25 protein-coding genes are annotated in these 26,031 nt (G+C 68.3%); 11 read left to right on the forward strand and 14 right to left on the reverse strand.

Annotation, left to right across the window (positions count from 1 at the left end; genetic code table 11):
- Positions 1-34: 34 nt before the first annotated feature.
- Positions 35-1,420 (reverse strand): aminopeptidase P N-terminal domain-containing protein, encoded by a 1,386-nt coding sequence (locus ABD05_RS09045; RefSeq protein ID WP_047899822.1) that lies wholly within the window; start codon positions 1,418-1,420, stop codon positions 35-37.
- A 185-nt stretch (positions 1,421-1,605) separates the two neighbouring features.
- Between ABD05_RS09045 and ABD05_RS09050 the strand changes: the two genes are divergently transcribed.
- Positions 1,606-2,217, forward strand: coding sequence for a glutathione S-transferase family protein (locus tag ABD05_RS09050; protein WP_047901135.1), 612 nt, complete (start codon positions 1,606-1,608; stop codon positions 2,215-2,217).
- A 105-nt stretch (positions 2,218-2,322) separates the two neighbouring features.
- Here ABD05_RS09050 and ABD05_RS09055 read toward each other — a convergent pair whose 3' ends face one another.
- From ABD05_RS09055 to ABD05_RS09065, 3 genes are all read right to left on the reverse strand, one after another.
- Entirely contained in the window at positions 2,323-3,942 is a 1,620-nt protein-coding gene (locus tag ABD05_RS09055; protein WP_047899823.1) for an FMN-binding glutamate synthase family protein, read from the reverse strand.
- Positions 3,943-4,060: 118 nt separating this feature from the next.
- On the reverse strand, positions 4,061-5,215 hold the full coding sequence (gene mnmA / locus ABD05_RS09060) for a tRNA 2-thiouridine(34) synthase MnmA (RefSeq protein ID WP_047899824.1): 1,155 nt from the start codon (positions 5,213-5,215) through the stop codon (positions 4,061-4,063).
- Positions 5,212-5,721 (reverse strand): NUDIX hydrolase, encoded by a 510-nt coding sequence (locus ABD05_RS09065; RefSeq protein WP_047899825.1) that lies wholly within the window; start codon positions 5,719-5,721, stop codon positions 5,212-5,214. Before ABD05_RS09065 ends, mnmA begins: the two co-directional genes overlap by 4 nt.
- A 279-nt stretch (positions 5,722-6,000) precedes the next feature.
- Between ABD05_RS09065 and ABD05_RS09070 the strand changes: the two genes are divergently transcribed.
- The 3 genes from ABD05_RS09070 to ABD05_RS09080 are packed head-to-tail and all read left to right on the forward strand — an operon-like array spanning position 6,001 to position 8,929.
- Positions 6,001-7,140, forward strand: coding sequence for a Re/Si-specific NAD(P)(+) transhydrogenase subunit alpha (locus tag ABD05_RS09070; RefSeq protein WP_047899826.1), 1,140 nt, complete (start codon positions 6,001-6,003; stop codon positions 7,138-7,140).
- 11 nt (positions 7,141-7,151) lie between these two features.
- Positions 7,152-7,478, forward strand: a complete 327-nt coding sequence (locus tag ABD05_RS09075; protein WP_034182754.1) for an NAD(P) transhydrogenase subunit alpha part 2 — start codon at positions 7,152-7,154, stop codon at positions 7,476-7,478.
- Positions 7,475-8,929 (forward strand): NAD(P)(+) transhydrogenase (Re/Si-specific) subunit beta, encoded by a 1,455-nt coding sequence (locus ABD05_RS09080; protein WP_047899827.1) that lies wholly within the window; start codon positions 7,475-7,477, stop codon positions 8,927-8,929. Before ABD05_RS09075 ends, ABD05_RS09080 begins: the two co-directional genes overlap by 4 nt.
- 87 nt (positions 8,930-9,016) lie before the next feature.
- Here ABD05_RS09080 and ABD05_RS09085 read toward each other — a convergent pair whose 3' ends face one another.
- The gene (locus tag ABD05_RS09085; protein ID WP_047899828.1) at positions 9,017-9,937 is read right to left on the reverse strand and encodes a LysR family transcriptional regulator; all 921 of its coding nucleotides are present in this window, start codon (positions 9,935-9,937) and stop codon (positions 9,017-9,019) included.
- Between the two features lie 80 nt (positions 9,938-10,017).
- Here ABD05_RS09085 and ABD05_RS09090 point away from each other — a divergent pair, with 80 nt between their 5' ends.
- Positions 10,018-10,941 (forward strand): carbon-nitrogen hydrolase family protein, encoded by a 924-nt coding sequence (locus ABD05_RS09090; protein WP_047899829.1) that lies wholly within the window; start codon positions 10,018-10,020, stop codon positions 10,939-10,941.
- Positions 10,942-11,038: 97 nt separating this feature from the next.
- Here the strand turns inward: ABD05_RS09090 and ABD05_RS09095 are convergent, their stop codons facing one another.
- Both ABD05_RS09095 and ABD05_RS09100 read right to left on the reverse strand, forming a co-directional pair.
- The gene (locus ABD05_RS09095; RefSeq protein ID WP_034182756.1) at positions 11,039-11,725 is read right to left on the reverse strand and encodes a helix-turn-helix transcriptional regulator; all 687 of its coding nucleotides are present in this window, start codon (positions 11,723-11,725) and stop codon (positions 11,039-11,041) included.
- Positions 11,726-11,798: 73 nt separating this feature from the next.
- On the reverse strand, positions 11,799-12,203 hold the full coding sequence (locus ABD05_RS09100; RefSeq protein ID WP_047899830.1) for a VOC family protein: 405 nt from the start codon (positions 12,201-12,203) through the stop codon (positions 11,799-11,801).
- A gap of 169 nt (positions 12,204-12,372) precedes the next feature.
- Between ABD05_RS09100 and ABD05_RS09105 the strand changes: the two genes are divergently transcribed.
- Together ABD05_RS09105 and ABD05_RS09110 are read left to right on the forward strand one after the other, a co-directional pair.
- Positions 12,373-12,705: an ArsR/SmtB family transcription factor gene (locus tag ABD05_RS09105; protein WP_047899831.1), complete on the forward strand. Its 333-nt coding sequence runs from the start codon at positions 12,373-12,375 to the stop codon at positions 12,703-12,705.
- The gene (locus ABD05_RS09110) at positions 12,698-13,162 is read left to right on the forward strand and encodes an SRPBCC family protein (protein WP_047899832.1); all 465 of its coding nucleotides are present in this window, start codon (positions 12,698-12,700) and stop codon (positions 13,160-13,162) included. Before ABD05_RS09105 ends, ABD05_RS09110 begins: the two co-directional genes overlap by 8 nt.
- Positions 13,163-13,221: 59 nt before the next feature.
- Here ABD05_RS09110 and ABD05_RS09115 read toward each other — a convergent pair whose 3' ends face one another.
- From ABD05_RS09115 to ABD05_RS09140, 6 genes are all read right to left on the reverse strand, one after another.
- Positions 13,222-14,523: a THUMP domain-containing class I SAM-dependent RNA methyltransferase gene (locus tag ABD05_RS09115; RefSeq protein WP_047899833.1), complete on the reverse strand. Its 1,302-nt coding sequence runs from the start codon at positions 14,521-14,523 to the stop codon at positions 13,222-13,224.
- Positions 14,524-14,677: 154 nt separating this feature from the next.
- On the reverse strand, positions 14,678-16,801 hold the full coding sequence (locus tag ABD05_RS09120; RefSeq protein ID WP_047899834.1) for a site-specific recombinase: 2,124 nt from the start codon (positions 16,799-16,801) through the stop codon (positions 14,678-14,680).
- 464 nt (positions 16,802-17,265) lie between these two features.
- A complete protein-coding gene (locus tag ABD05_RS09125; RefSeq protein ID WP_047899835.1) occupies positions 17,266-17,991 on the reverse strand; it encodes a PqiC family protein in 726 nt (241 codons plus the stop codon).
- Positions 17,988-19,607 carry a PqiB family protein gene (locus ABD05_RS09130; RefSeq protein ID WP_047899836.1) on the reverse strand — a complete coding sequence of 540 codons (1,620 nt, stop codon included), beginning with the start codon at positions 19,605-19,607 and terminating at the stop codon, positions 17,988-17,990. The genes ABD05_RS09125 and ABD05_RS09130 overlap by 4 nt, the downstream gene beginning before the upstream one ends.
- Positions 19,600-20,229 (reverse strand): paraquat-inducible protein A, encoded by a 630-nt coding sequence (locus ABD05_RS09135; RefSeq protein WP_047899837.1) that lies wholly within the window; start codon positions 20,227-20,229, stop codon positions 19,600-19,602. Before ABD05_RS09135 ends, ABD05_RS09130 begins: the two co-directional genes overlap by 8 nt.
- Positions 20,226-20,900 carry a paraquat-inducible protein A gene (locus ABD05_RS09140; protein WP_047899838.1) on the reverse strand — a complete coding sequence of 225 codons (675 nt, stop codon included), beginning with the start codon at positions 20,898-20,900 and terminating at the stop codon, positions 20,226-20,228. Before ABD05_RS09140 ends, ABD05_RS09135 begins: the two co-directional genes overlap by 4 nt.
- Positions 20,901-21,158: 258 nt before the next feature.
- On the opposite strand from ABD05_RS09140, the gene ABD05_RS09145 reads away from it, so the two are divergent.
- The 4 genes from ABD05_RS09145 to ABD05_RS09160 all read left to right on the forward strand — a co-directional run bounded on the left by ABD05_RS09145 (position 21,159) and on the right by ABD05_RS09160 (position 24,400).
- Positions 21,159-21,719 carry a cytochrome b gene (locus ABD05_RS09145; RefSeq protein WP_047899839.1) on the forward strand — a complete coding sequence of 187 codons (561 nt, stop codon included), beginning with the start codon at positions 21,159-21,161 and terminating at the stop codon, positions 21,717-21,719.
- A gap of 8 nt (positions 21,720-21,727) precedes the next feature.
- Positions 21,728-22,288, forward strand: a complete 561-nt coding sequence (locus tag ABD05_RS09150; RefSeq protein WP_047901136.1) for a YceI family protein — start codon at positions 21,728-21,730, stop codon at positions 22,286-22,288.
- A 64-nt stretch (positions 22,289-22,352) separates the two neighbouring features.
- Positions 22,353-22,934, forward strand: a complete 582-nt coding sequence (locus ABD05_RS09155; protein ID WP_047899840.1) for a YceI family protein — start codon at positions 22,353-22,355, stop codon at positions 22,932-22,934.
- Between the two features lie 188 nt (positions 22,935-23,122).
- Positions 23,123-24,400 carry an MFS transporter gene (locus tag ABD05_RS09160; RefSeq protein ID WP_047899841.1) on the forward strand — a complete coding sequence of 426 codons (1,278 nt, stop codon included), beginning with the start codon at positions 23,123-23,125 and terminating at the stop codon, positions 24,398-24,400.
- Positions 24,401-24,419: 19 nt separating this feature from the next.
- Here ABD05_RS09160 and ABD05_RS09165 read toward each other — a convergent pair whose 3' ends face one another.
- The gene (locus ABD05_RS09165; protein WP_175804788.1) at positions 24,420-25,937 is read right to left on the reverse strand and encodes a S41 family peptidase; all 1,518 of its coding nucleotides are present in this window, start codon (positions 25,935-25,937) and stop codon (positions 24,420-24,422) included.
- Positions 25,938-26,031 lie beyond the last annotated feature (94 nt).

Raw genomic sequence — 26,031 nt, forward strand, 5'->3', positions numbered from 1 at the left:
TCGTGAAACGGAGGTAACGGTCGGCGGCGGCCGGTCATGCGCCCGCGCGCATCAGCGCTTCGATTTCGTCGGCCGCGACGGGCACGCCGCGCGTGATCAGCTCGCAGCCCTGCTCGCGCACGATCGCGTCGTCCTCGATGCGGATGCCGATGTTCCAGTACTCGGGCGGCACGTCGTCGGCTGCGCGCACATACAGGCCGGGCTCGACCGTCAGCGTCATGCCGGGCTTCAGCGTGCGCCACGGCAGCGCGCCGTTGCCGTCGCGCTCGGCGAGGCGCTCGCGGTAGTCGCCGCAGTCATGCACGTCCATGCCGATCCAGTGGCCCGTGCGGTGCATGTAGAAGCGCGCGTACGCGCGCTCGGCGATCACGTCGTCGACGTTCGAGAAGCGCGCTTTCGGGATGATGCCGGTGTCGAGCAGCCCCTGCGCGAGCACGCGCACGGCCGCATCGTGCGGCGCCTCGAACGGCACCCCTGCGCGCGTCGCATCGATCGCGGCCTGCTGCGCGGCGAGCACGATGTCGTACAGCGTGCGCTGCGCGGGCGAGAAGCGCCCGTTGGCCGGGAACGTGCGCGTGATGTCCGACGCGTAGCCGTCGAGCTCGCACGCGGCGTCGATCAGGATCAGGTCGCCGTCCTGCGCAGCCGCGTTGCCGGCCGGGTAGTGCAGCACGCACGCGTTCGCGCCGGCCGCGACGATCGAGCCGTACGCGGGCGCCTGCGCGCCGTGCTTGCGGAACGTATACAGCAGCTCGGCCTCGAGTTCGTATTCGCGGATGCCGGGGCGGCACACCTGCATCGCGCGGCGGTGCGCGAGCGCGGAGATGTGCGCGGCGCGCATCATGATCGCGAGTTCGTGCTCGTCCTTCACGAGCCGCATGTCGTCGACGAGCGGCGTGAGGTCGAGCATCGCGTCCGGCGCGGCGACGCCGGTGCGCGCCAGCGCGCGCACCGCGTCGATCCAGCCCGCGAGCTGGCGGTCGAAGTCGGCGGATGCGCCGAACCGGTAGTGCACGGTGCCCGCGTCGGCGAGCAGGCGCGGCATCTCGGTGTCGATCACGTCGACCGCGAATGCCGCGTCGAAACCGAACGCGTCGCGCGCGGCTTCGGGCCCGTAGTGGAAGCCTTCCCAGATCTCGCGGTCGGCATTCTTGCCGCGGCAGAACAGGATCGACTCCGGCGCGCCGTGCGGCGCGGCCGCGTTCAGCACGAGCACGGCATCCGGCTCGGTGAAGCCCGTCAGGTAGTGGAAGTAGCTGTCGTGCCGGTACGGGTAGGCCGTATCGCGGTTGCGCAGCAGTTCCGGCGCGGTGGGGACGATGGCGACGCCGCCGCCCGCGGCGCGCAGTGCGGCAAGCACGCGTTCACGGCGCTGGCGGTAGACGTCGACGGCGATGGCGGGGTCGAGGGGCGCATTCATCACGCGATTGTAGCGCCGCGGGACGCGGCGCGTGAGGGAGGGGCGGGAAGCCGCGCCGGAAGGCCCGCACGGCGGTTGTTGCAAACCATCCACAGGCCGGCCGGGCGATTTTCTACCGCGCGACGCTGGCCGGTTATGATCGGCGACAACGTATACTCTCGGCGGTTCCCTTAAAAAGGCAGATGATGAAATTAATCGGTTCGCTCAGCAGCCCGTACGTCCGAAAGGCGCGGATCGTGCTCGCTGAAAAGAAGATCGACTACAAGCTGGAGCTCGAGAACGTGTGGGCGCCGGACACGGATATTCATGCATCGAATCCGCTCGGCAAGGTCCCGTGCCTCGTGATGGAAGATGGTGCCGCGGTGTTCGATTCCCGCGTGATCTGCGAATACGTCGATACGCTGTCGCCGGTCGGCAAGCTGATTCCGCAGTCGGGCCGCGAGCGCGTCGAAGTGCGCTGCTGGGAAGCGCTGGGCGACGGCGTGCTCGACGCGGCGGTCGCGATTCGTCTCGAACACACGATGCGCGACGAGGTGCAGCGCAGCGCGAGCTGGATCGCGCGCCAGCAGCGCAAGATCGACGATGCGCTCGTTGCGATGTCGCAGGGTCTCGGCGGCAAGACGTGGTGCGTCGGTAATCATTACTCGCTCGCCGACATCGCACTCGGCTGCGCGCTCGGCTATCTCGACTTCCGGATGCCCGAGGTCAACTGGCGCGATCGCCACCCGAACCTCGACAAGCACTTCGTGAAGCTGCTGCAGCGGCAATCGTTCGCCGACACGCTGCCGCAGAACTGAGCCACTGCCGGATACGCATTCACGCATTCGGCAGACGAAAGAAAAGCGCCCCGCGGGGCGCTTTTCTTTTTGCGGGGCCGCCCGGGAGCGGGGCGGTCGCGAGCGTTACTCGATCGACGCGTACACGGCCTCGCCGAGCGTGAACGAATCGCTGCGCGCGATCGGCCACCACTTGTCGTACAGCGTGAAGCCGCACGTGTGGCCGTCGAGCAGCGCGCCGGGCTTCAGGTACTTCAGCAACTGCGACATCAGCCGGACCTCGTGCGGCGCGATGCGCTGCACGATGTGATGCGCGCGCAGCTCGGACGGATGCGCGAGGCCGGCCGCCTGCACGAGTTCCTGCAGCGCGTGCAGCGTATTGCGGTGGAAGTTGTACACGCGGTCGGCCTTGTCGGGCACGACGAGCGCGCGCTGGCGCACCGGGTCCTGCGTCGCGACGCCGGTCGGGCAACGGCCCGTATGGCAGGTCTGCGCCTGGATGCAGCCGACCGCGAACATGAAGCCGCGCGCCGAGTTCACCCAGTCCGCGCCGATCGCGAGCGTGCGCGCGACGTCGAACGCGGTGATGATCTTGCCGCTCGCGCCGAGCTTCACGCGATCGCGCACGCCGATCCCGACGAGCGTGTTGTGCACGAGCAGCAGCCCTTCCTGCAGCGGCACGCCGACGTGGTCGGTGAATTCGAGCGGCGCCGCGCCCGTGCCGCCTTCCGCACCGTCGACGACGATGAAGTCCGGCACGATGCCCGTCTCGATCATCGCCTTCGCGATCCCGAAGAATTCCCACGGATGGCCGACGCACAGCTTGAAGCCGGTCGGCTTGCCGCCCGACAGCGTGCGCAGCCGCTCGACGAATTCGAGCAGCCCGCGCGGTGTCGAGAATTCCGAGTGCGTCGCGGGCGAGATGCAGTCCTTGCCCATCGGCACGCCGCGCGTCTCGGCGATCTCCGGCGTGATCTTCGCGGCCGGCAGCACGCCACCGTGGCCGGGCTTCGCGCCCTGCGACAGCTTCACCTCGATCATCTTGACCTGCGGATCGGCGGCCTGCTTCGCAAACTTGTCGGGGTTGAACGTGCCGTCGTCGTTGCGGCAGCCGAAGTAGCCCGACGCGATTTCCCAGATGATGTCGCCGCCGTTCTCGCGATGGTACTTCGACAGCGAGCCTTCGCCGGTGTCGTGCGCGAAACCGCCTTTCTTCGCGCCGAGGTTCAGCGAGCGGATCGCGTTCGCGGACAGCGAGCCGAAGCTCATCGCCGAGATGTTGAAGATCGAAATGTCATACGGTTGCGCGCGATTCGCGCCGACGCGGATGCGGAAATCGTGGTTCGGCAGCTTGGTCGGCGCGAGCGAATGGCTGATCCATTCGTGCGCGACGGCCTTCACGTTCAGCTCGGTGCCGTACGGGCGATTGTCGGCGACGTTCTTCGCGCGCTGGTAGACGAGGCTGCGCTGCGCGCGCGAGAACGGTTTCTCGTCGGTGTCGTCCTCGACGAAGTACTGGCGGATCTCGGGGCGGATGAACTCGAACAGGAAGCGGAAGTGACCCCAGAGCGGATAGTTGCGCAGGATCGCGTGACGGTCCTGCTTCAGGTCGTACAGGCCGAGCGCGACGAGGGCGGCGGGGATCAGGATCCATAGCCAGGAAAGCGTGTGGATCGACGCGAGCGCGGCCGTCGCGGCGAGCAGCAGGACGGCACACCACATCGCCAGATAGCGTCGTGAAAGCATGGGGACTCCGTAAGAATCTTGAAATACCGCCATGCGTGCGCTGCGCGGCGGTCTGCCGGCCTCGGCTGAATCGTGTTCCGCCGGGCGCGGCGTGCCGCAAGTCTAAACCGAATATGTGTCAACGTGCTTCGGCGAGCGCCGGCGCGTGGCCTTCCGCGGGCGCTGCCTGGCCGGTCGTCGCGCTTTCGATGATGCCGCCGCCGAGACAGATCTCGCCGTCGTACAGCACGGCCGACTGGCCCGGCGTGACGGCCCACTGCGCAGCGTCGAACGCGAGCGAGAAGCGCGCTTCGCGTTCCGGGCCGGGCGTGGCCGTGCCGAACACGCACGCGGCATCGGCCTGCCGGTAGCGCGTCTTCGCGCCGCACGCGAAGCCTTCGGCCGGCGGCTCGCCGGCGACCCAGCTCACGTTGCCGGCGACGAGCTGGCGCGACAGCAGCCACGGATGATCGTGGCCCTGCACGACGTACAGCGTGTTCGACGCGATGTCCTTCGCGGCGACGAACCACGGCTCGCCGCTGCCGCTCTTGCTGCCGCCGAGACCGATGCCCTTGCGCTGGCCGAACGTGTAGAACGCGAGGCCGATGTGCTCGCCGACGACCTTGCCGTCGGGCGTCTTCATCGGGCCGGGCTTCGTCGGCAGGTAGCGGTTCAGGAAATCGCGGAACGGCCGTTCGCCGATGAAGCAGATGCCGGTCGAATCCTTCTTCTTCGCGTTGGGCAGCCCGATCTGCGCGGCGATCTCGCGCACCTTCGTCTTCGGAATCTCGCCGAGCGGGAACATCGTCTTCGACAGTTGCGCCTGGTTCAGCCGGTGCAGGAAGTACGACTGGTCTTTCGTATGATCGAAGGCCTTCAGCAGTTCGAAACGCCCGTCGCGCTCGCGCACGCGCGCGTAGTGGCCGGTCGCGATCATTTCCGCGTCGAGCGACATCGCGTGATCGAGGAACGCCTTGAACTTGATTTCGGCGTTGCACAGCACGTCGGGGTTCGGCGTGCGGCCGGCCGAGTATTCGCGCAGGAACTCGGCGAACACGCGGTCCTTGTATTCCGCCGCGAAGTTGACGGCCTCCACGTCGATGCCGATCAGGTCGGCCACCGACACGACGTCGATCCAGTCCTGGCGCGTCGAGCAGTATTCGCCGTCGTCGTCGTCTTCCCAGTTCTTCATGAACAGGCCGACCACGTCGTAGCCCTGTTCCTTCAGCAGCCACGCGGTCACCGACGAATCGACGCCGCCCGACATGCCTACCACTACCCGGCGCTTGCTCATTTGTTGACCGCCTGACGTTCGAATGCCTCGGGGCGCGGCGCGACCGAATGCGTGTGCACGAAATCGAGCGGAATGCGCCGCCCGGCGAGATAGTCGTCGACGCAGCGCATCACAGCGGGCGAGCGATGGCGCTCGCTGCAGGCGCGCAGTTCGTCGGCCGTCATCCACAGCGTGCGGACGATGCCGTCGTCGAGCGCGTGGCCCGCGACCGGCTCGCCGGCCGTGCCGCAGAACGTGAAGCGCAGGTAGGTCGCACCGGCGGTGCCGGGGCGGTCGTAGTGCGCGAGATAGACGCCGACGAGCGCGTCGGGCGTGAACGGGTGCGCGGTTTCCTCGAGCGTCTCGCGGATCACGGCGTCGGCCAGCGTTTCGCCGGCTTCGAGATGACCGGCCGGCTGGTTGATGCGCAGGCCCGTCGAGGTTTCTTCCTCGATCACGAGAAAACGGCCGGCGTGCTCGACGAGCGCGGCGACCGTCACATGCGGGGTCCAGATTTCGGGTTTCATGGTTCGGCATTTTACCGGTTGCGCCCGAACGCTGCCCGGCGTCTGGTTAGACGAATCCGACCCTCGCAAATCATCCGTCCCGCCGATGCGCGGCGACACGAGCCCGGCTAATGTCGCATTCGCGCACGATCGTGCGGAATGTGCTGGCGTGACCATCGCTTTCGGTTAAAGTGCAGCGTGAACGCCGTTGCCCGTGAGCCGGTAAGTCAGCCTGTCCGGCTCGTTGTGCAGTAAAAATCGCAAGAAAAGAAATACTGACAATGACTGGAGGAACTGACGATGCATATTGGAGTGCCTGCTGAAACGCGGGCGAACGAGGCGCGTGTGGCTGCGACGCCGGAAACCGTGAAGAAATACGCGGCTGCCGGACATCGCGTCAGTATCGCGAAAGGGGCGGGCAGCGCAGCCAGTTATCCCGACGAAGCCTATGCGGCCGCCGGTGCCGAATTGACCGACCAGTCGGCTGCTTTTGATGCCGACGTCGTGCTCAAGGTCCAGGCGCCTACCGACACTGAACTGCCATTGCTCAAGCGCGGCTCCGTGCTGGTCGGCATGCTCGAGCCGTTCAACGGCGAGCAGGCGGCGAAGCTCGCCGCGGCCGGCGTGACGGGCTTCGCGCTCGAAGCCGCGCCGCGCACGACGCGTGCGCAGAGTCTCGACGTGCTGTCGTCGCAGGCGAACATCGCGGGCTACAAGGCCGTGCTCGTCGCCGCGGCGCTGTATCCGCGCTTCTTCCCGATGCTGATGACGGCCGCGGGCACGGTGAAGGCCGCGCGCGTGCTGATTCTCGGCGCAGGCGTCGCGGGCCTGCAGGCGATCGCGACCGCGAAGCGGCTGGGCGCGGTGATCGAGGCATCCGACGTGCGGCCGGCCGTGAAGGAGCAGATCGAGTCGCTCGGCGCGAAATTCCTCGACGTCCCGTTCGAAACCGATGAGGAGCGCGAAGCCGCGCAGGGTGTCGGCGGTTATGCGCGCCCGATGCCGCCGTCGTGGCTCGGCCGCCAGGCCGCGCTCGTGCACGAGCGTGCGAAGCAGGCCGACATCGTGATCACCACCGCGCTGATTCCCGGGCGCCCGGCGCCGACGCTGATCTCGGTCGAAACCGCGCAGTCGATGAAGCCGGGCTCGGTGCTCGTCGATCTCGCGGCCGGCCGCGGCCCGGAATTCGACGGGAGGAAGAGCGGCAACTGCCCGCTGACGGTCGCTGACCAGGTGATCGTGCACAACGGCGTGACGATCGCCGGCTACACGAACCTCGCGTCGATGGTCGCGTCGGACGCGTCGGCGCTGTACGCGCGCAACCTGCTCGACTTCATGAAGCTGATCGTCGCGAAGGAAGGCACGCTGAACATCGACCTGACCGACGACATCGTCGCCGCGACGCTGCTGTGCCGCGACGGCGAAGTCACGCGCAAATAACGGAGGAGACCATGGAAGTCATCAATCACACGGTGATCAACGTGATCATCTTCGTGCTGGCGGTGTACGTCGGCTACCACGTCGTCTGGAACGTCACGCCGGCGCTGCATACGCCGCTGATGGCCGTGACCAACGCGATCTCGGCGATCGTGATCGTCGGCGCGATGCTCGCGGCGGCGCTCACCGTCGGCGTGACCGGCAAGTTCTTCGGCACGCTCGCGGTCGCGCTCGCGGCCGTCAACGTGTTCGGCGGCTTTCTCGTGACGAGGCGAATGCTGGAGATGTTCCGCAAGAAGGAGCCCAAGCGTGTCGAGGGCGGCAAGGAGGGCGCGCGATGAGCATGAACGTCGTTACGCTGCTGTACCTCGTCGCATCGGTGTGCTTCATCCAGGCGCTGAAGGGGCTGTCGAACCCGAAGAGCGCGCGCCGCGGCAACCTGTTCGGGATGGTCGGCATGGCCATCGCGATCCTCACGACGGTCGCGCTGATCGTCAAGCAGGCGGCCTGGCTCGGCGCGAACCTGCCGCTCGGCCTCGCGCTGGTGCTCGGCGCGCTGATCGTCGGTGGCGGCGTCGGTGCGTTCGTCGCCGCGCGCGTCGAGATGACGAAGATGCCGGAACTCGTCGCGGCGATGCACTCGCTGATCGGTCTCGCGGCCGTGTGCATCGCGTATGCGGTGGTGTCCGAGCCGGAAGCGTTCGGGCTCGTGCCGCAGGACGCCGTCGCGTCGAACTTCATCCCGTACGGCAATCGCGTCGAGCTGTTCATCGGCACGTTCGTCGGCGCGATCACGTTCTCCGGTTCGGTGATCGCGTTCGGCAAGCTGTCGGGCAAGTACAAGTTCCGGCTGTTCCAGGGCGCGCCGGTCGTGTACGCGGGCCAGCACCTGATCAACCTGATGCTCGCGATCGCGATGCTCGGCTTCGGCATCCTGTTCGTCATCACGCAGGCGTGGCTGCCGTTCATCATCATGACGGCGATCGCGTTCGTGCTCGGCGTGCTGATCATCATCCCGATCGGCGGCGCGGACATGCCGGTGGTCGTGTCGATGCTGAACTCGTACTCGGGGTGGGCCGCGGCCGGCATCGGCTTCTCGCTGAACAACGCGATGCTGATCATTGCCGGCTCGCTGGTCGGCTCGTCGGGCGCGATCCTGTCGTACATCATGTGCCACGCGATGAACCGCTCGTTCTTCAACGTGATCCTCGGCGGCTTCGGCGGCGAGGCGTCGGCCGGTGGCGCGGCGGGCGCGCAGGAGCAGCGGCCGGTGAAGTCGGGCTCGGCCGAGGATGCGTCGTTCATGCTCGGCAATGCGGAATCGATCGTGATCGTGCCGGGCTACGGGCTGGCCGTCGCCCGCGCGCAGCACGCGCTGAAGGAGCTGACCGACAAGCTGATCGAGAAGGGTGTCGACGTGCGCTATGCGATCCATCCGGTTGCCGGGCGGATGCCGGGGCACATGAACGTGCTGCTCGCGGAAGCGGAAGTGCCGTACGACATCGTGTTCGAGATGGAGGACATCAACGGTGAGCTGGGCCAGGCCGACGTCGTGCTCGTGCTCGGCGCGAACGACGTCGTGAACCCGGCCGCGAAGAACGATCCGAAATCGCCGATCGCGGGGATGCCGATCATCGAGGCGTACAAGGCGCGCACGGTGATCGTCAACAAGCGTTCGATGGCGGCCGGCTACGCGGGCCTCGACAACGACCTGTTCTACATGGACAAGACGATGATGGTCTTCGGCGACGCGAAGAAGGTCATCGAGGACATGGTGAAGGCCGTCGATTAACGCACGCACCGGCAACCCGGGCGCCTGCTTCAATGCAGGGCGGCCCGACCGGACGGGCCCGACCGGCGCAAGCCGGCCGGGCCATTTTCATGGCGCGACGAGGTTCGCGATGCACGCGGCGATCGTGTCCCGCACGCGCACGATCGCCGGGTCGCGCTGCGTGCTCGTGCGCCAGCCGATCTCCACCGGATAGCGCGGCAGGTCGACCGGGCACGCGAGTGCACGCAGGGGCGACGATTGCGCGATCGCGCGCGCCGCGTGCGCGGGAATCGTCGCCACCGCGTCGGAGCCGGCGAGCAGGTACGGCAACGCGGCGAAATGCGTGGTCGACGCCGCGACGCGCCGCTTGTGGCCGAGCGCGGCCAGCGCCTCGTCGACGATTCCGATCACGCCGCCCGACGACACGAGCAGGTGATCGCGCCGCAGGAAATCGGCGAGCGTAAGTGTGTGCGGCGGCCGCGCGCGGGCGGCCGGATCGATCAGGCACGCGTAGCCGCCCGTCGCGACCGCGCGCCGGCTGAGCCCGTTTGCCGAGAACCCGCCCGACGCGATCGCGAGATCGACGCCGTGCCGCAGCAGTGCGTCGCCGGCGATGCCGCTGTGCGTCTGCCGGAAGATCAGCCGGATGCCCGCGGCATCCCGTGCGACCGCGTCGATCAGCGCGCGGCCGAGCGCGATCTCGAAGTCGTCCGACAGCCCGATCGAGATCGTGCGGCCGACGCGCTCGCCGCCGTCGGCCGCGATCGCGAGGCTTTCGCGGCAGCGGTCGAGCGCGTCGGACAGGATCGGCTTCAGCTCGTCCGCGCGCGGCGTCGGCGCGAGCCCGCGGCCGGTACGCACGAACAGCGGATCGGCGTAGATCACGCGCAGCCGCGCGAGCGCCGCGCTGACGGCCGACTGCGTGAGGCCGAGCCGCAGTGCCGCGCGGCTCGCGCCGCCTTCCTCGTACAGTGCCTCGAACACCTTCAGCAGGTTCAGGTCGAGGCTGGCGATATCATCCTGGTTCATGATACATATCGTTGTATCGATTTGATCGATGAGATTTTATCGATAAAGATGGCGTCACCCCATTCATCGGAGACGCCTTCATGTCCACTTCCGTCATCGCCGCGCTGCAGGTCGGCGCATCGCCCGCCGGCACACGCGCCACGCTCGATACGATCCTCGGCTACGAAACCGCGATCCGCGACAGCGGCGCGTCGCTCGTCGTACTGCCCGAGGCCGTGCTCGGCGGCTATCCGAAAGGCGAGATCTTCGGCACGCGGCTCGGTTACCGGCTGCCCGAGGGCCGCGACGCGTATGCGCGCTACGCGGCGCAGGCGATCGACGTGCCGGGCCCCGAAACCGACGAGCTGGCCGCGCTGTCGCAGCGTACCGGCGCGAGTCTCGTCATCGGCGTGATCGAGCGCGGCGGCAGCACGCTGTACTGCACGGCGCTGTTCTTCGATCCGCGCGACGGGCTGGTCGCGAAGCACCGCAAGCTGATGCCGACCGGCACCGAGCGGCTGATCTGGGGGCAGGGCGACGGCTCGACGCTGCCCGTCGTCGCCACGGCCGCGGGACGCGCGGGCGCCGCGATCTGCTGGGAGAACCACATGCCGCTGCTGCGCTGCGCGATGTACGCGAAAGGCGTGCAGATCTGGTGTGCGCCGACCGTCGACGAGCGCGACCTGTGGCAAAGCTCGATGCGGCACATCGCGCACGAGGGGCGCTGTTTCGTCGTCAGCGCGTGCCAGGTGCAGCCGTCGCCGCGCGCGCTCGGCATCGACGTGCCGGGCTGGGATCCCGAACGGCCGCTGATCCGCGGCGGCAGCGTGATCGTCGGGCCGCTCGGCGACCTGCTGACGGAACCGTTGATCGGCGAGGCCGGGCTCGTGACCGCGCGCATCGATACCGATGAACTCGTGCGCGCACGCTACGACTTCGACGTCGTCGGCCACTATGCGCGTGCCGACGTGTTTTCGCTGCATGTCGACGAGCGGCCGAAGCGGCCGGTGGTGTTCGACGCGTAGGGAAAGGCGGGCCAGGTACCGCGCGGCGGCCCGGGGAATGAACGGCGGCGGCGCGCAGCCGCGCGGTGCGCGCCCGCCGTCGTGCCGCATCAACGCGTCAGCGCATCGGCGCTTCCGCGATCCGCATGTAGTCGGCGATCCGCCGCCCCTCCATGTCAGGAAACTGCTCGTGCACGGTGATGTCGCCCATCCGCGCGATGTCGAAGGTGCGGAAATCGTCGCGCAGCTCGCACCACGCGCCGATCGTCCAGCGCCCGCCCCAGTAGACGAGCCCGAGCGGCCACACGCGGCGTTGCGAATGCGCGCCGAGCCGGTCGCGGTAGCCGAAGCTGACGATGTGGCGCGTGTCGATGGCCTGGTGGATCGCATCGACCTTAGCGCAAAACGTCTCGTCGATGTGGAACGACGGCGCGAACACGGGCAGGCGGTCGAGCGCCGTGCGCTTGTCGGCCGGCATCGCCGACGCGATCTTCGCGAGCGCCGAACGGGCGCCGCTCGCGAAGCGCGCACCGCCCCAGGTCTCGAGCATGCGCGCGCCGGTGGCGAGCGCTGCGAGCTCCTCGGCCGTGAACGTGAGCGGCGGCAGGCTCGCGTTGCGGTTCAGCCGGTAGCCGATCCCGGCTTCGCCTTCGATCGGCACCCCTGACAGTTGCAGGTCGCGCACGTCGCGATAGACCGTGCGCGGCGACACCGACAGCCAGTCGGCCAGCTGCTGCGCGGTCGTGAGACGGCGCCCGCGCAACAGCTCGGCGATCTGGAACAGGCGGTCGGCACGGCGCGTCATGACAGCACCTCGACTCCAACGGCTAAGGGGACTTCGCGATGATAGCGCCGCGCCGGCCCGATGGCCGACGTGCTCAGTGGCATTTCGGCGCGTGCAGGCCGACGCGGTTGCCTTCGGTATCGATCAGGTAGCCGATGTAGCCGTAGTTGTTCGGCAACTCGACGACCGAGCCCTGCACGACGCCGCCCGCGCGCTTCGCGCGTTCGAGCGCCGAGACGACCGAGTCGCCGGCGTTCAGGTAGACGAGCACGCCGTTCGCGCTCGGCTTCATCTGCTGCGGATCGAACACGATGCTGCCGCCCGTGCTCGACGCCTCGTGATCGAACATGGCCATCGGCACGCCGCCGATCACTTCGCGCTGCAGCGTGGTTTGCAGCACGGTTTCGTAAAAGCGGATCGCGCGGTCGAAATCGAGGGACGGAATGTCGAACCAGGCGATTGCGCGGTCCAGGGTTGCGGTGGCAGTTGCGGACGTCATGACGAGCTCCTTGTTGCGTTGTTGTTCGGGTTCGGTGCGGAAACCAGCCTTGCATTGCGCCGGGATTGCAGTGTGATCGCCGCCTGCTGACACCGTATTGTCAGTAGAGTTGTCGCCCTTTACATGCAACTGTTTGGTTGCATAATAAAGCCATCGACCCGGGAGCGGCATGGATCTCGTTTTCAAGGCGCTGGCCGATGCCACGCGCCGTCAGTTGCTCGACCTGCTGCATGCGAAAAGCGGCCAGACCCTGTCCGGGCTGTGCGACGGGCTCGCGATGAGCCGGCAGGCCGTGAGCAAGCATCTCGCGCTGCTCGAGGCCGCGAACCTCGTCGCGACGACGTGGCGCGGCCGGGAGAAGCTGCATTACCTGAATCCGGTGCCGATCCACGACATCGCGGAACGCTGGATCGGCAAATTCGAGCGTCAGCGCCTGCAGGCGCTGGCGGATCTCAAGCGCGGGCTGGAAGCGGCCCGCGGCACAGGAGACGACGATGGGTAATCCCGCCTTTGTGTACGTGACCTTCATCGCAGCGACGCCCGAGCGCGTGTTCGACGCGCTGACCAATGCCGAGCTGACGAAAGACTACTGGGTACGGCATCGCAACGCGTCACCCGACTGGCGGCCGGGCTCGCGATGGGAACATCAGGATTACGACGATCCGTCGCGGGTCGACATCGTCGGCGAAGTGGTCGAGAACGATCCTCCGCGCCGGCTGGTCGTCACGTGGCGTACGCCGTCGGGAGAGGGCGAGGAATCGCGCGTGACCTATCTCGTCGAGCCGCACGAGGGCGTCGTGAAGCTGACCGTCACGCACGACGGGCTCGTGCCGGGTTCGGAGATGGATCGCGGGATTCGCGGCGGGTGGCCGGTCGTGCTGTCGAGCCTGAAGACGCTGCTCGAGACCGGGCACGCACTGCCGTTCACGATGGGGCGCTGGTCGAAGTCGAAGCACTGACCCGCGCCGGGGAGGGAGCGCGCGGGCGCCGCGATGGCGGCCCCGCGCGATTGCGTTGCTTACGCGTCGCCTTCCGGCGCGGCCGGGCGCGCCTTCACGCTGCCGGCGATCAGGTCGAAACGGAACAGCCGGCATTCGAGCGCGCCGTTGAACAGCGGCGTCTTCGCCGATTCGCGCAGCCGCAGCTGGCCCGGCAGCGAACGGTCGGAAGTCAGCAGGAACGCCTGCCAGCCCGTGAAGCGCTGCTTCAGCGCATCGCCGAGCGCGTTGAAGAACTCGCTGTCCGGCGCGTCGGTGTGCGTGCGGCGGAATGCGTCGTCATTGCCGCGGTTGCGGCCGGTTTCGCGCACCTCGCCGCGCGCGCTGCGGCCGCGCACTTCGATCCGCTCGCCGTAAGGCGGGTTCGCGAGGATGATGCCCGGCCCGTCGCACGGCGGCGTCATCCCGCGTGCGTCGACCTGCTTGAGCCACACCGACGGCACGCCCGCGCGCTCGAGGTTCGCGCGCGCCTTCTCGAGCATGTCGCCGGAAATGTCGCTGCCGTACACGCCGAGCGCGTCGCCGCGCTTGCCGCGCGCCGCGCGCTTCGCGTCCAGCGCCGGGACCTTCAGCCCCTGCCACGCGGTAATGTCGTACTGCTTGAGCTTTTCGAAGCCGAACCGGCGTTCGACGCCGGGCGCCACGCCGAGCGCGATCTGCGCGGCTTCCGCGAGGAACGTGCCGCTGCCGCACATCGGGTCGTACAGCGCCGTGCCGGGCGTCCAGCCCGTCAGGCGCAGGATGCCGGCCGCGAGGTTCTCGCGCAGCGGCGCCGCGCCCTTGTCGAGACGCCAGCCGCGCTTGAACAGCGGCTCGCCCGACGTGTCGAGGTACAGCGTGCACTCGTTGGCCGTCAGGAACGCGAATACGCGCACGTCCGGCGCACCGGTGTCGATGCTCGGGCGCGCGCCGGTCTTGTCGCGCATTCGGTCGCAGATCGCGTCCTTCACGCGCAACGTCGCGAATTCGAGGCTTTTGAGCGGCGACTTGATCGCGGTGATGTCGACGCGCAGCGTCTGCGTTGCCGCGAACCAGCGCTCCCACGGCTGCTCGAGCGCGAGCGCATAGACGTCCTGCTCGTTGCGGTACGCGCGGTGCGCGATCTTCAGCAGGATCCGGCTCGCGATCCGCGAATGGAGGTTCGCGGCCATGCCGGCGGCCCAGCCGCCGCTGAAATGGACGCCGCCCGGCACCTGCGCGCCCGCGGTGAACGGCGCGCCGTTCAGGTGGCGGCCGGCGATTTCGGCCAGCTCGGCGGCAAGCGCCGCTTCGAGGCCGCGCGGGCAGGGGGCGAAGAATTCGTACAGGGTGGGCGAGGACATAAGGCGGGAGAGGACGTGCAAAAGTCCTCCATTGTACGCGGCGCGCGCGACCGGGGCCGGCGTTTCGGCGGGCAGGCGCCGGCGTGACGGCCGCGCTCGCGCGGGGAGGCGGGCGCAGCGGCGCCCGGCCGGGCACCGTCACGCCGCCTCAGGCTCAGTGCGCGCCCGGCTGGCCGGTGCGCGCGGCCTGGCCGCCGGCCGGCCAGAACAGCGCGAGCGGATTGGACAGCACCGTGCGGACGATCGCGCCGACGAGCGCGCGCACCTTGGTCGGGCGCAGGCTGCGCGAGCGCACGGCCATCGTGAACGCGAGCGCGAAGCTCACGAGCACGTTGAGGATCGCCATGCTGAGCACGCCGGCGCCGGCCCACCACAACTCGGGCGTCCCGAGCGCACCCTTGCCCAGCACGCCGAGCGCGATCCCGATCGAGCCGGCCGACAGCGTCACGTGCCGCACCTCGAACGGGAACATGAACACGGTGACGATCGCCGGAACGAGGCCGAGCATCAGGCCGAGACCGACGTTCGCGACCACGCCCGCGACGTTCGACCGGCAGAAGTGCGCGAGCTTGGCGGCGCCGGCCGCGCCGAGCGTCAGGCGCAGCCGGCGGTTGTACGTGAGCGCGTCGCCGACCCGGTGCAGCACGAACCAGTTGTCGGCCCAGCCCGCGAGCAGGCTCGACGCCCACAGCAGCACGCCGGTCAGTGCCGCGTAGAGCGGCGTCGGGCCGAGCAGCGAGAACGAGTGCAGCGTCGTGTGCGCCTTCTCCGGCGAGATCAGGTTCGCGTGCAGCACGTTGCCTGCGAACAGTTGCACGAGCAGGCACACGGGCAGCACGACGAGCACGTTGCCGGAAATCGCGGCCGCCTGCGTGCGGATCAACGCGATCACCGACGCCACGAACGCCTTCACGCCTTCGTCGTGGCCGGTGTCGTCGAGCTCGCGCGCGAGCGTCGGCGCGGTCATCGCGGGCTGCTTGGTCGCGAGCGTGAAGTGCAGGAAGTGCATCAGCATGAAGCTGGCCGCGTAGTTGATGCCTGCGAGCAGCCCTTCGAGCATCGACTGCAGGTGCGCGCCCGTGATCGCGAACTTCACGCACACGGTCACGACCGTGACGAGGCCGCCGCCCGCGGCCATCCGCAGCATCTTCAGGTACTCGGCGCGGCCGCGCGAGATGTAGTGCTCGCCGGTGTCCGCATTGGTCTCGACGAGCTTGCGCGCGAACAGCGAGAAGTTGCTGCGCACGAGGTGCGTGACGCTCTGGCTGTTCTGGTTCGCGTCGACCAGTTCGGCCGTCAGGCGTGCCATCCCGTGCAGGTCGTCGCGTGCCATCCATGCGTTCAGCAGCATTTCGGCGCGCAGGATGCGCATGCGCATCCGTTCGACCTGGAACACGATGTCGACCGACACGCCGTTCTGGTACAGGTGCGAGAACACGTTGTCGACCGCGATCCGGCATTCGTCGAGCAGCACGCGCAGGTAGTTCACCTCGTGCAGCAGCTTGCTCGGGTCGCCGCCGTCCTCGACGGCCGCATGCGCGGTCTCGACCGCGAGCATCGCGCGCGTGAGGCGGTAGAACGGCTGTGTTTCGAGCGGCTTGCGCGCATCGTCGTCGGACAGCCGGCTGCGCACCGTCTGCGACAAGCCGGTCGAGCTGATCTGGCAGGTCAGGTTGTGCAGCGCGGCCAGCAGGTCGCGCGAGAACGAACCCGGTTCGTGGCGCTCTTCGTCGGTGACGTCGAACGAGAACAGGTCGGCGAGGCGCGCGAGCAGGTCGTCGGGCAGCGCGTCGATCCATTGCGCGTCCCCGGGTGCCGGGAACATCAGCGTGAACAGCGCCGACAGCTCGCGGCGGTTCGGCGCGGGCGGGATCAGCGACGAGTCGATCCGCTCGAACAGCGCGCCGAAGAAGCCCGAGTGCACGGGCATGCCGGCGTCGCACAGCAGCGAGATGCCGTCGCACTCGCGCAGGATGCCGCGCAGGATCCGCGCGGCGTGCGCTTTCCATGCGGGGTTGCGATCGAGCACGTGGAACAGGTAGCGCAGCCGCGCATGGGCCGGATACGCGCGGGTGTCGGCGTCGTGCTCGGCCGGCGTGTCCTGCGCGGCCTGCATCGTGCCGTTGCGGCGCAGCCAGTGCGCGAGCTCGATCAGCCATTCGCTGCGCTCGGCGTACGACGCATCGGCGTCGGCGTGCGCGAGCAGCGCATCGAGCTGGTGACCGGCATTGCGCGACGCGCGCCACTTCTTGATCAGGGTCGTCAGGGAACGAAACATAAACGGAATAGCGAAAGCCCTGGACGGGCGGGTTCGGGATGCCTGCCGGGAAATCGGCGCGGCGCCGGGGAGAACGGGTGAGACGGGGCCGGTTGCCGGACGATGCGCAGCGACCCGCGATGCGGCTGCCCCGCTGCGGTGCACGCCGATCGCGTGCGGGCGCCGGGAGGCACGGCGGTCGGGCCGAACGCGGCCCGGCGCCGCCGGCTCGCGCGCACGACGAGCGGCGCGCGCGTGAAAGTGCGTAGGATCGTCAATCGGGCCGGAAAACGCAAGCCGACCGCGTTGCATGGTGCCGGTTCCGGCCGACTTTGACAAACAATGCAAAGTTGCCGTTCGGCCGATGAAGCCGCTGTGCGATCGGCTGCGGCAGCGTCATGCAAGCGGCTGCCGGCGGACCCGCCGCACCGGACGAAGCCGCACCGGCGAACGCTGCTTCAGACGTTCGCCTGCGCGCTGCCCGCTTATGCGCCGGGCTTGCCCGTCGCGCCGGCGCCGCCGCCGGACGTCGGGTTGGCCGGGCACGGCACGACCGGCGCGGCGGCCGTCTTGCTGCCGGCCGCGGGTGCCGCCGCGGGCGTCGTGCCGCGGCGTGCGGCCATCGCGCGCACGCCGGCTGCGGCTTGCGTGGCGATCACGTCGAGCGCGCGCCGGTGGCCGGCGACGAGCGCATCGTAGCCGTCGGCGACCGGTTCCGCGACGCTCGTGCGGCACGTCATCACGGCCTGCGTGCCGACCGAGCGCACGCTCCACACCGCGTCGACCGCCGCGCGTTTGCCGGGCCACGACTCGAAGCGCTGAACGTTCACGCTGACGCGATACACGGGCACGCCCGGCGGGTACGCGGAATTCGCGACGTCGATCGTGCCGAGCTGCGCGGCGAGATCGTCGGACAGCGCGCGGCGGATCTCGTCGGCGGGCGGCGCCGCCCAGCGTTCCTGCTCGAGCACGTCGACCTGCGCGGCGTTCTTCTGCACGACCAGCTGGTTCTTCGCGACCTGCTCGGGCACGCCGACGGACGGCACCTCGATCAGGAACGCCGGGTTGGCCGGCGCGGTGCGCACCGGGGTGGCGGCGTCGGCCGGGCTGAGCGTGTAGAACCGCGCGGGCGGCGAGCTGCACGCGGCGAGCGCGAGTGCGGCGAAGGCCGCCGCCGCGCCGCTCGCGAAACCGTTCACGCGTGTCGTCATTGTTGATCTCCTGGCTTGCCCTTGAGCAGCGATTCGGGGTGACGCTCCAGATAATCGGCGAGCGCGTTCAGCGACTGCAGCGTGCGCGTGAGCTCCTTCAGCGCGCCGCGCACGTCGGACTGCAGCGGCGAATCCTGCTGCAGCGTCGCTTCGGCGGTCGAGAAGGTCTGCTTCGCGGCCGACAGCGTGTCGCGTGCTTCCGGCGCGACCTGCGTGTCGAGCTGCTTGAACAGCTTGTCGGCGTTCGACAGCGCGCTGTTCAGGTTCGCACCGATCTGGTCGAACGGCACCTTGTCGAGCTTCTTCGCGATGTCGGCGACCTGCAGCTGCAGTTCGTCGAGCGTGTTCGGCACGGTCGGCAGCTCGAGCGGCTGGCGCGACGTGTCGATCTTCACGACCGGTGCCTTCGGGAAGAAGTCGAGCGCGACGTACAGCTGGCTCGTCAGCAGGTTGCCGGTGCGCAGCTGGCCGCGCAGCCCGTGCTGGACGAGCCGCTCGACGATCTCGCGGCGGGCCGGTTCGCCCTTGCTCTCGATCGTCTCGCGGAAGCGGCGGCCGAGGCGCTCCGGATACACGTTCATCGTCACCGGCATCGTGAAGTTCTTCGACTTCGGATCGTAGTCGATGCCGATGTTCGTCACTTCGCCGAGCACGATGCCGCGGAAGTCGACCGTCGCGCCGACGGCGAGCCCGCGCAGCGACTGGTTGAAGTTCATCACGACCTGCAGCGGCAGGCCGTCCGGGTCGCGCATCGCGTCGCCTTCGTCGGAACCCAGGCGGAACGTCGTGTTGTTCGGCGCCGTCGTGCCGCTGCCCTGGTTCGGCGGCGTCTGGAACGCGATGCCGCCGAGGATCACCGTCGCGAGCGACTGCGTGTTCAGCTTCAGGCCGCTCGAATCGAGCCGCAGGTCGACGCCGCTCGCCTGCCACCAGCGCGAGTTCATGCCGACGTACTGGTCGTACGGCGCAGTGACGAACACGTTGAACGTGACGCCCGTGCCGTCCTTGTCGAGCGAGAAGCCGACCACCTGGCCGACCTGCACGCGGCGGTAGTAGACGGGCGAGCCGATGTCGACCGAGCCGAGCGAATCGCCGCGCAGCACGTATTGCGTGCCTTTCTGGTCGCCCGTGACGGCGGGCGGCGTCTCGAGGCCCGTGAAGTCGGTCTGCGTATCCTGCCCGCGGCCGGCGTCGACGCCGATATACGCGCCGGACAGCAACGTGCCGAGCCCCGACACGCCGGTCGCGCCGATGCGCGGCCGCACGATCCAGAAGCGCGAGCCCTTCACCGCGAAGTCCTCGGCTTCCTTCTTGAGCTGCACCTGGACGAGCACCCGCGACAGGTCTTTCGACAGCTTGATCGTCTTGACCATGCCGATCTCGACGTCCTTGTACTTGACCTGGGTCTTGCCGGGCTCGAGCCCTTCGGCGCTGTGGAAGCTGAGCGTGATTTCCGGGCCGCGCTCGCGCACGGACTTGATCACGAGGCCGATGCCGATCAGCGCGGCGATCAGCGGCACGAGCCAGACGAGCGACGGCAGCCAGCCGCTTTTCGTCGAGATCGTCGGATCGGGCGGCCGGGGCTGGTCGTGCTGCGGGCCTTGCGGACTATTCATGGTGATTCCCTGAGTTTTCGACTGGATCCCAGATCAGGCGGGGATCGAACTGCATCGACGCGAGCATCGTCAGGATCACGACCGAGCCGAACGCGAGCGCGCCGGGGCCGGCCGTGATGACGGCGAGCGAACGGAAATGGACGAGCGCGACGGTGAGCGTCACGACGAAGATGTCGAGCATCGACCAGCGGCCGATGCGCTCGACGATCCGGAACAGGCGCGTGCGCTGCATCGGCCGCCAGGCGGTGCGGCGCTGCGCGCTGATCACGAGGATCAGCAGCACGCCGAGCTTGAGCATCGGCACGAGGATGCTCGCGACGAACACGACGACGGCGAGCGGCCAGTCGCCCGACACCCAGAAATAGATGACGCCGCTCATGATCGTGTCTTCCTGCGAGCCGACGATCGACGCAGTGTGCAGGATCGGCAGCAGGTTCGCCGGAATGTAGAGGATCGCGGCCGCGAGCAGCAGTGCCCAAGTGCGCATGATGCTGTTCGGTATGCGGAAATGCAGTGCGCTGCCGCAGCGCGCGCAGTGCGCATGCGGCCGGTCGAGCGTCTGCACGAGTCCGCACGTGTGGCAGCTCGCGTAGCCCTCGCGGGCGGCGGTCGGCGTCGTCATCGGCGAGCTGCCTCGGGCAGCGGCGCGGCGTCGTCGGGCGGCTCCGGGTGTCCGGGCGGGCGCCCGGCGCGCAGGTCGTCGGCGATGTCCCACAGCGTGCGCGGATCGAACATCAGCACGACGGCGATCATCAGCGTGAGCGCGGCGAACGCGAACAGCGCGGCATCGGGAACGACACGTGCGAGGCTTACCATCTTCACGATCGTCACGATGATCCCGAGCATGAACACCTCGATCATGCCCCATGGCCGCACGAGCTCGATCGCGCGCAGCACCAGGTTGAAACCGGGCGGCACGACGCCGCGCCGGATCGGCAGCAGCAGGTACAGCAGCGCGGCCATCTCGACGAGCGGGAACAGCACGGTCGAGAAGAACACCATCACGCCGACGACCGCCATGTCCTGGCGCCACAGCGAGTCGATCGCGCCGATCAGCGTCGTCTGCACGCGGTTGCCGTTCATGTCCATTTCGAGGATCGGGAATGCCTGCGCGATCGTGAAGGTGATCAGCGCCGCGAGCGCGAGCGCGCAGATCCGCTCGATCTGCGTGGTGCTGTTGCGATAGAGCAGTGCGTCGCAGCGCGGACAGCGCGCGATTTCGCGGCCGCCGAGGCGCGGTTTGTGCAACAGTGCGTCGCACTCGTGACAGGCAATCAGGTCGTTTCGTTGCATGGAAAAAGCGGTTGTGCGACGGCCGGGGGAACGCGTCGACGGGGCCGGAACCCGCGCCAATCTTACCAAAAGGCCTTTTTCGGCGTGTCAACGATCGCGCGATCAGTGACCGATCGGTAACATGGCGGGAAGCGGGCAGCGGGCTGACAAGCCTGTCCTCGGAGTCCGCGCAGGTCAAAAGGTTGCGGTAGCATGGCGCCCTTGACAAGCGTCGGACTCATGGCCGGCGTAGCTGTTCGCTGAACTGAGGAATCCAAGATGGCATCGAATTCGCTGCCGGCCAAGCCGGTACGCTATACGCAGACCGCGATCGCGCTGCACTGGCTGATCGCGCTGCTGATCGTCTGCGCGTTCGCGCTGGGCTGGGTGATGACGGACATCCCCGGCTTCACGCCGACGAAGCTGAAGTACTTCTCGTGGCACAAGTGGATCGGCGTGACGGCGTTCGTGCTGGCCGTGGTGCGCGTGCTGTGGCGCGCGACGCACGCGTCGCCGCCGCTGCCGGGCGATACGCCGGCGTGGCAGCGTGCGGCGTCGCACGGCGTGCACATCCTGCTGTACGTGCTGATGCTGGTGATTCCGATCACGGGCTACCTGTACAGCTCGGCGTCGAACATCCCGGTCGTGTACCTCGGCATCGTGCCGCTGCCGCGCCTGATCGACCCCGATCCGGTGCTCAAGGAAACCTTCAAGACGCTCCACGTGTCTTTGAATTACATTCTGCTTGCGCTCGTGTCGCTGCACGTCGTTGCGGCGCTCAAGCACCAGTTGTTGGACCGCGACGGCCTGCTGTCGCGGATGCTTCCCTTTGCCAAATGAAGGATCCCATGAAAGTGTCTTTCTCCCGCTCCATGCTGACCGCGTTCGCCGCGGTGTCACTTGTCGCGTCGGGCGCGGCGCTCGCCGATGTCGATCTCGCGAAGAGCAAGGTGTCTGCCGTGTCGAAGCAGATGAACGTGCCGACCGAGGGCGCGTTCAAGAAGTTTTCCGCGCAGGTGAAGTTCGATCCGGCGAAGGCCGCGCAGGGCAGCGCGCAAATGACGATCGACGTCGCGAGCTATGACCTCGGCGACAAGATGTACAACGACCAGGTCGCGGGCAAGGACTGGTTCGACGCGAAGGCGTATCCGCAGGCGACGTTCGTGTCGTCGGCGATCGCGCCGGCCGGCGGAAACAAGTACAACGTGACCGGCAAGCTGACGATCAAGGGCAAGTCCGAGACCGTCACGGTGCCCGTCACGGTCGCGCAGAGCGGCGCGACGCAGACGTTCGACGGCGTGCTGCCGATCAAGCGTTCGGCGTTCAACGTCGGCACCGGCGAGTGGAAGGACACGTCGATCGTCGCCGACGAAGTGCAGATCAAGTTCCATCTCGTCGCCACGAAGTAAGCGGCGGGCTATCGCATCACCTGAATGCCGCGCGAGGGTGCGGCACCGTTCCAAGGAGAAAGAGTTGAAAAAGCATCTGATGATCGCCGCAGGCGCACTGGCAGCGTCGCTGTCGTTCTCGGCATTCGCCGAAAGCGCAACGTACCAGTTCGACCCGAGCCACACGTACCCGAGCTTCGAGGCCGACCACTTCGGCGGCCTGTCGGTCTGGCGCGGCAAGTTCGACAAGTCGAGCGGCACCGTGACGCTCGACCGCGCGGCGAAGACGGGCACCGTCGACGTGACGACCGACGTCGCGTCGATCCAGACGGGCAGCGCAAAGCTCGACGAGCACCTGCAGACGAACGAATTCTTCGATGTCGCGAAGTTCCCGCAGGCGAACTACAAGGGCACGATCAAGTTCGACGGCGACAAGCCGGTGTCGGTGGTCGGCAACCTGACGCTGCATGGCGTCACGAAGCCGATGACGCTGAAGATCGATTCGTTCAAGTGCATGCCGCACCCGATGCTCAAGCGTGAAGTGTGCGGCGTCGACGCGGTCGGCGAATTCAGCCGCGACGATTTCGGCCTCGACTACGGCAAGCAGTACGGCTTCAAGATGAAGACGAAGCTGCTGATCTCGGCCGAAGCCGTCAAGCAGCAGTAACGCCGCCGGCCGGGCCTGTCGCGCCGGCCCGCCGCGAGCCAACCGCCGCGCTCCCGTTACCGGGGCGCGGCGGTTTTTTTTGCGCGCCTATAATCGCCCGAGCGCCGCTCGCGGCGCCCGGCGGGCCGACGGCGCGAGCGCGGCCGCGGCCGCTTCGAACAGAACGTACAACGACAAGGAGATCGCCGATGCATGCCGTCACGCAGTCCCGTTCCATTGCCTCGTCGCCGCGCGTGTGGCGCGCGGTGGTCGCCGCGTCGATCGGCAATGCGCTCGAGTGGTTCGATCTCGTCGTCTATGGCTTCTTCGCGGTGACGATCTCGAAGCTGTTCTTTCCGGCCGGCAACGACACCGTGTCGCTGCTGCTCACGCTCGGCACGTTCGGCGTGTCGTTCTTCATGCGGCCGCTCGGCGCGATCGTGCTCGGCGCGTATGCCGACCGCGCGGGCCGCAAGGCCGCACTCACGCTGTCGATCCTGCTGATGATGGCCGGCACGCTGGTCATCGCGGTGCTGCCGACCTACGAGACGATCGGCGTCGCGGCGCCGGTGATCCTCGTCGCCGCGCGGCTGATGCAGGGCTTCTCCGCGGGCGGCGAGTTCGGCAGCGCGACCGCGTTCCTCGCCGAACACGTGCCGGGCCGGCGCGGTTTCTTCGCGAGCTGGCAGGTCGCGAGCCAGGGGCTCACGACGCTGCTCGCCGCCGGTTTCGGCACCGTGCTGAACGCGCAGCTGTCGGCCGCGCAGATGGCTGCGTGGGGTTGGCGCGTGCCGTTCTTCTTCGGCCTGCTGCTCGGGCCCGTCGCGTACTACATCCGCACCAAGGTCGACGAGACGCCCGAATTCCTCGCGGCCGAAGGCACCGCGAACCCGCTGCGCGACACGTTCGCATCGCACAAGGCGCGCCTGGTCGCGGCGATGGGCGTGGTCGTGCTCGGCACCGTCGCGACCTATCTCGTGCTGTTCATGCCGACCTACGGCGTGAAGCAGCTCGGCCTCGCACCGTCTGCCGCGTTCGCGGCGATCCTCGTCGTCGGCGTGATCCAGATGGCGTTCGCGCCGCTGGTCGGTCACTGGTCGGACCTTTACGGCCGCGTGCGCGTGATGGTCGCGCCGGCCATCGGCATCCTCGTGCTGATCTATCCGGCCTTCGCCTATCTCGTCGCGCATCCGGGCTTCGGCACGCTGATCGCGCTGCAGGTGCTGCTCGCATTCCTGATGACCGGCTACTTCGCGGCGCTGCCGGGCCTGTTGTCCGAGGTGTTTCCGGTGCAGACGCGCACGACCGGGATGTCGCTCGCGTATAACGTCGCGGTGACGATCTTCGGCGGCTTCGGGCCGTTCATCATCGCGTGGCTGATCCGCGCGACCGGGATGAAGACCGCGCCGAGCTTCTACCTGATGTTCGCGGCCGTGTTGAGCCTCGCGGCGCTGGTCGTGCTGCGCAGGCGGTTCGGCTTCCGGTAGAAGGGCGGGCGGCGGCGCGTCAGTTGCCGCCTTGTTCGCACACGGGCTGCGCCGGCATCAATTGCGCCGGCGCGTCGACGGTCCGCACGGGTCGCCCCGCGAGCGCGGCGAGCGCCTGCTGCAACTGCCAGTCGCCGGCCGTGCCGAACGCGCGCTGCGGCAGCGCCGCGCTCTTCGATATATCGACCTTCGCCCGCACGCGCTGCTCGCGCAGCTTTTGCCGCTCCTTGCGCGCGTGCTCGAACGGGTCGGGCGCGAGCCGGTCCGCATACGGCGCGCGCGCGAGATCGACTTCCCGGTACCACAGCAGCACGCCGTCGACGTCCGAGTCGCGGCGCGGCGGCACGAGCCAGTCCGGCACGACGCCATAGCCGTCCATCGGGCAGCCGTTCGGCCGCAGGTTGCGCGCGAACGTGAAATTCAGGCGCGTGCCGTCGATCAGGTCGACGCCGGTCTGCGCGAGCCCCTTCCCGTACGTCGGCATGCCGAGCAGTTTCGCGCGGCCGAGATCCTTCAACGCCGCCGCGGTCGCTTCGGCGGCCGACGCACTCTGTCCGTCGACGAGCACGACGAGCGGCACGGTGTGCCACCAGTCGTCGGCCTGCAGCGGCGCGAGCGGATCCTGCCCGTGCATCACCGGCAGTTCGTAGTCGGGCCAGTTGGTCGAGAAGCGGCGGCGGTGGGCGTCGCCGCGCTCGACCGTCACCATCGCGGTGCGGTCGCGTCCGGCGAACAGCGCGGCGATGCCGATCGCCGCATTGAGCGCGCCGCCGCCATTGATGCGCAGGTCGAGAATCATCCCTTTCACCGGCGGGCCTGCGCGGCGCGCGGCCTGCACCGCGTCGATGAAGTCGCCGACCGCCGGTTCCGGAAAGCTCGACAGCCGCGTGTACAGGATGTCGCCGTCGAGCCGCTTCGCGATCGCCGGATGCGGCTTGACGATCGCGCGTACGGGCGCAAAGCTCAGCACCGCATGCTGCGGGCCGCGCTGCACCGTGAGCTTCAGCGGGACGCCCGCGTCGCCCTTCGCGAGTTTCACGAGCTCGCTGCTGTCGATGCCGACGACGCTCCTGTCGTTCATCGCCACGACGAGATCGTCGGGACGCACGCCGGCCTTCTCGGCCGGTGCGTCGGGAATCACGTCGATGATGTGCAGCCCGTCGGGCCGCGTCTCGAAGACGATCCCGATGCCCGGCGTGCCGTCGCGGGCGCGCCGCTCGTCGTCGAGTTGCTCCTGGCGTTCCTTCGCGTTGAAGAAGCGTGCATACGGCAGCGTCTTCATGCCGTCGTGCACGGTGGCGTCGAGCAGCGCACCGATGTCGACGTCGGTCAGGTGCTGCTTCTTCAGCACTTCGACGGCGTTCTTCAGTTCGCAGATCTGCGGCTCCCAGTCGGACGGGCAGGGCGATGGCGGTTGGGCGGCGGGAGGCGACGCGGCGGGCGGGGCGGACGCCGGCTGCGCACCGACGGATGACGCACACGGCAGGAGCGCGGCCGCGACGGCTGCGCAGACGGCGAGGCGACGAACGACACACATCGGAAGCATCATCGGGACCGCACGTTCGGATGGGTGGCGAGGGTGATTGCCCGCCGGCACGCGGCCGGCATGCAACGGGGCAGGGCGGGCACGA

The sequence above is a fragment of the Burkholderia pyrrocinia genome, assembly GCF_001028665.1.
GTDB classification, from domain to species: Bacteria; Pseudomonadota; Gammaproteobacteria; order Burkholderiales; family Burkholderiaceae; genus Burkholderia; species Burkholderia pyrrocinia.

Excerpts from the sequence above, each read along its gene's own strand:
- ABD05_RS09100 (WP_047899830.1), bottom strand. The coding sequence starts at position 12,203 with ATGACGTCCGCAACTGCCACCGCAACCCTGGACCGCGCAATCGCCTGG.
- ABD05_RS09160 (WP_047899841.1), top strand. The coding sequence starts at position 23,123 with ATGCATGCCGTCACGCAGTCCCGTTCCATTGCCTCGTCGCCGCGCGTG.
- ABD05_RS09130 (WP_047899836.1), bottom strand. The coding sequence starts at position 19,607 with ATGAATAGTCCGCAAGGCCCGCAGCACGACCAGCCCCGGCCGCCCGAT.
- ABD05_RS09115 (WP_047899833.1), bottom strand. The coding sequence starts at position 14,523 with ATGTCCTCGCCCACCCTGTACGAATTCTTCGCCCCCTGCCCGCGCGGC.
- ABD05_RS09145 (WP_047899839.1), top strand. The coding sequence starts at position 21,159 with ATGGCATCGAATTCGCTGCCGGCCAAGCCGGTACGCTATACGCAGACC.
- ABD05_RS09045 (WP_047899822.1), bottom strand. The coding sequence starts at position 1,420 with ATGAATGCGCCCCTCGACCCCGCCATCGCCGTCGACGTCTACCGCCAG.
- ABD05_RS09095 (WP_034182756.1), bottom strand. The coding sequence starts at position 11,725 with ATGACGCGCCGTGCCGACCGCCTGTTCCAGATCGCCGAGCTGTTGCGC.
- ABD05_RS09105 (WP_047899831.1), top strand. The coding sequence starts at position 12,373 with ATGGATCTCGTTTTCAAGGCGCTGGCCGATGCCACGCGCCGTCAGTTG.
- ABD05_RS09070 (WP_047899826.1), top strand. The coding sequence starts at position 6,001 with ATGCATATTGGAGTGCCTGCTGAAACGCGGGCGAACGAGGCGCGTGTG.
- ABD05_RS09080 (WP_047899827.1), top strand. The coding sequence starts at position 7,475 with ATGAGCATGAACGTCGTTACGCTGCTGTACCTCGTCGCATCGGTGTGC.
- ABD05_RS09075 (WP_034182754.1), top strand. The coding sequence starts at position 7,152 with ATGGAAGTCATCAATCACACGGTGATCAACGTGATCATCTTCGTGCTG.
- ABD05_RS09135 (WP_047899837.1), bottom strand. The coding sequence starts at position 20,229 with ATGACGACGCCGACCGCCGCCCGCGAGGGCTACGCGAGCTGCCACACG.
- ABD05_RS09050 (WP_047901135.1), top strand. The coding sequence starts at position 1,606 with ATGAAATTAATCGGTTCGCTCAGCAGCCCGTACGTCCGAAAGGCGCGG.
- ABD05_RS09090 (WP_047899829.1), top strand. The coding sequence starts at position 10,018 with ATGTCCACTTCCGTCATCGCCGCGCTGCAGGTCGGCGCATCGCCCGCC.
- ABD05_RS09125 (WP_047899835.1), bottom strand. The coding sequence starts at position 17,991 with ATGACGACACGCGTGAACGGTTTCGCGAGCGGCGCGGCGGCGGCCTTC.
- ABD05_RS09065 (WP_047899825.1), bottom strand. The coding sequence starts at position 5,721 with ATGAAACCCGAAATCTGGACCCCGCATGTGACGGTCGCCGCGCTCGTC.
- ABD05_RS09120 (WP_047899834.1), bottom strand. The coding sequence starts at position 16,801 with ATGTTTCGTTCCCTGACGACCCTGATCAAGAAGTGGCGCGCGTCGCGC.
- ABD05_RS09165 (WP_175804788.1), bottom strand. The coding sequence starts at position 25,937 with ATGTGTGTCGTTCGTCGCCTCGCCGTCTGCGCAGCCGTCGCGGCCGCG.
- ABD05_RS09055 (WP_047899823.1), bottom strand. The coding sequence starts at position 3,942 with ATGCTTTCACGACGCTATCTGGCGATGTGGTGTGCCGTCCTGCTGCTC.
- mnmA (WP_047899824.1), bottom strand. The coding sequence starts at position 5,215 with ATGAGCAAGCGCCGGGTAGTGGTAGGCATGTCGGGCGGCGTCGATTCG.
- ABD05_RS09140 (WP_047899838.1), bottom strand. The coding sequence starts at position 20,900 with ATGCAACGAAACGACCTGATTGCCTGTCACGAGTGCGACGCACTGTTG.
- ABD05_RS09150 (WP_047901136.1), top strand. The coding sequence starts at position 21,728 with ATGAAAGTGTCTTTCTCCCGCTCCATGCTGACCGCGTTCGCCGCGGTG.
- ABD05_RS09085 (WP_047899828.1), bottom strand. The coding sequence starts at position 9,937 with ATGAACCAGGATGATATCGCCAGCCTCGACCTGAACCTGCTGAAGGTG.
- ABD05_RS09110 (WP_047899832.1), top strand. The coding sequence starts at position 12,698 with ATGGGTAATCCCGCCTTTGTGTACGTGACCTTCATCGCAGCGACGCCC.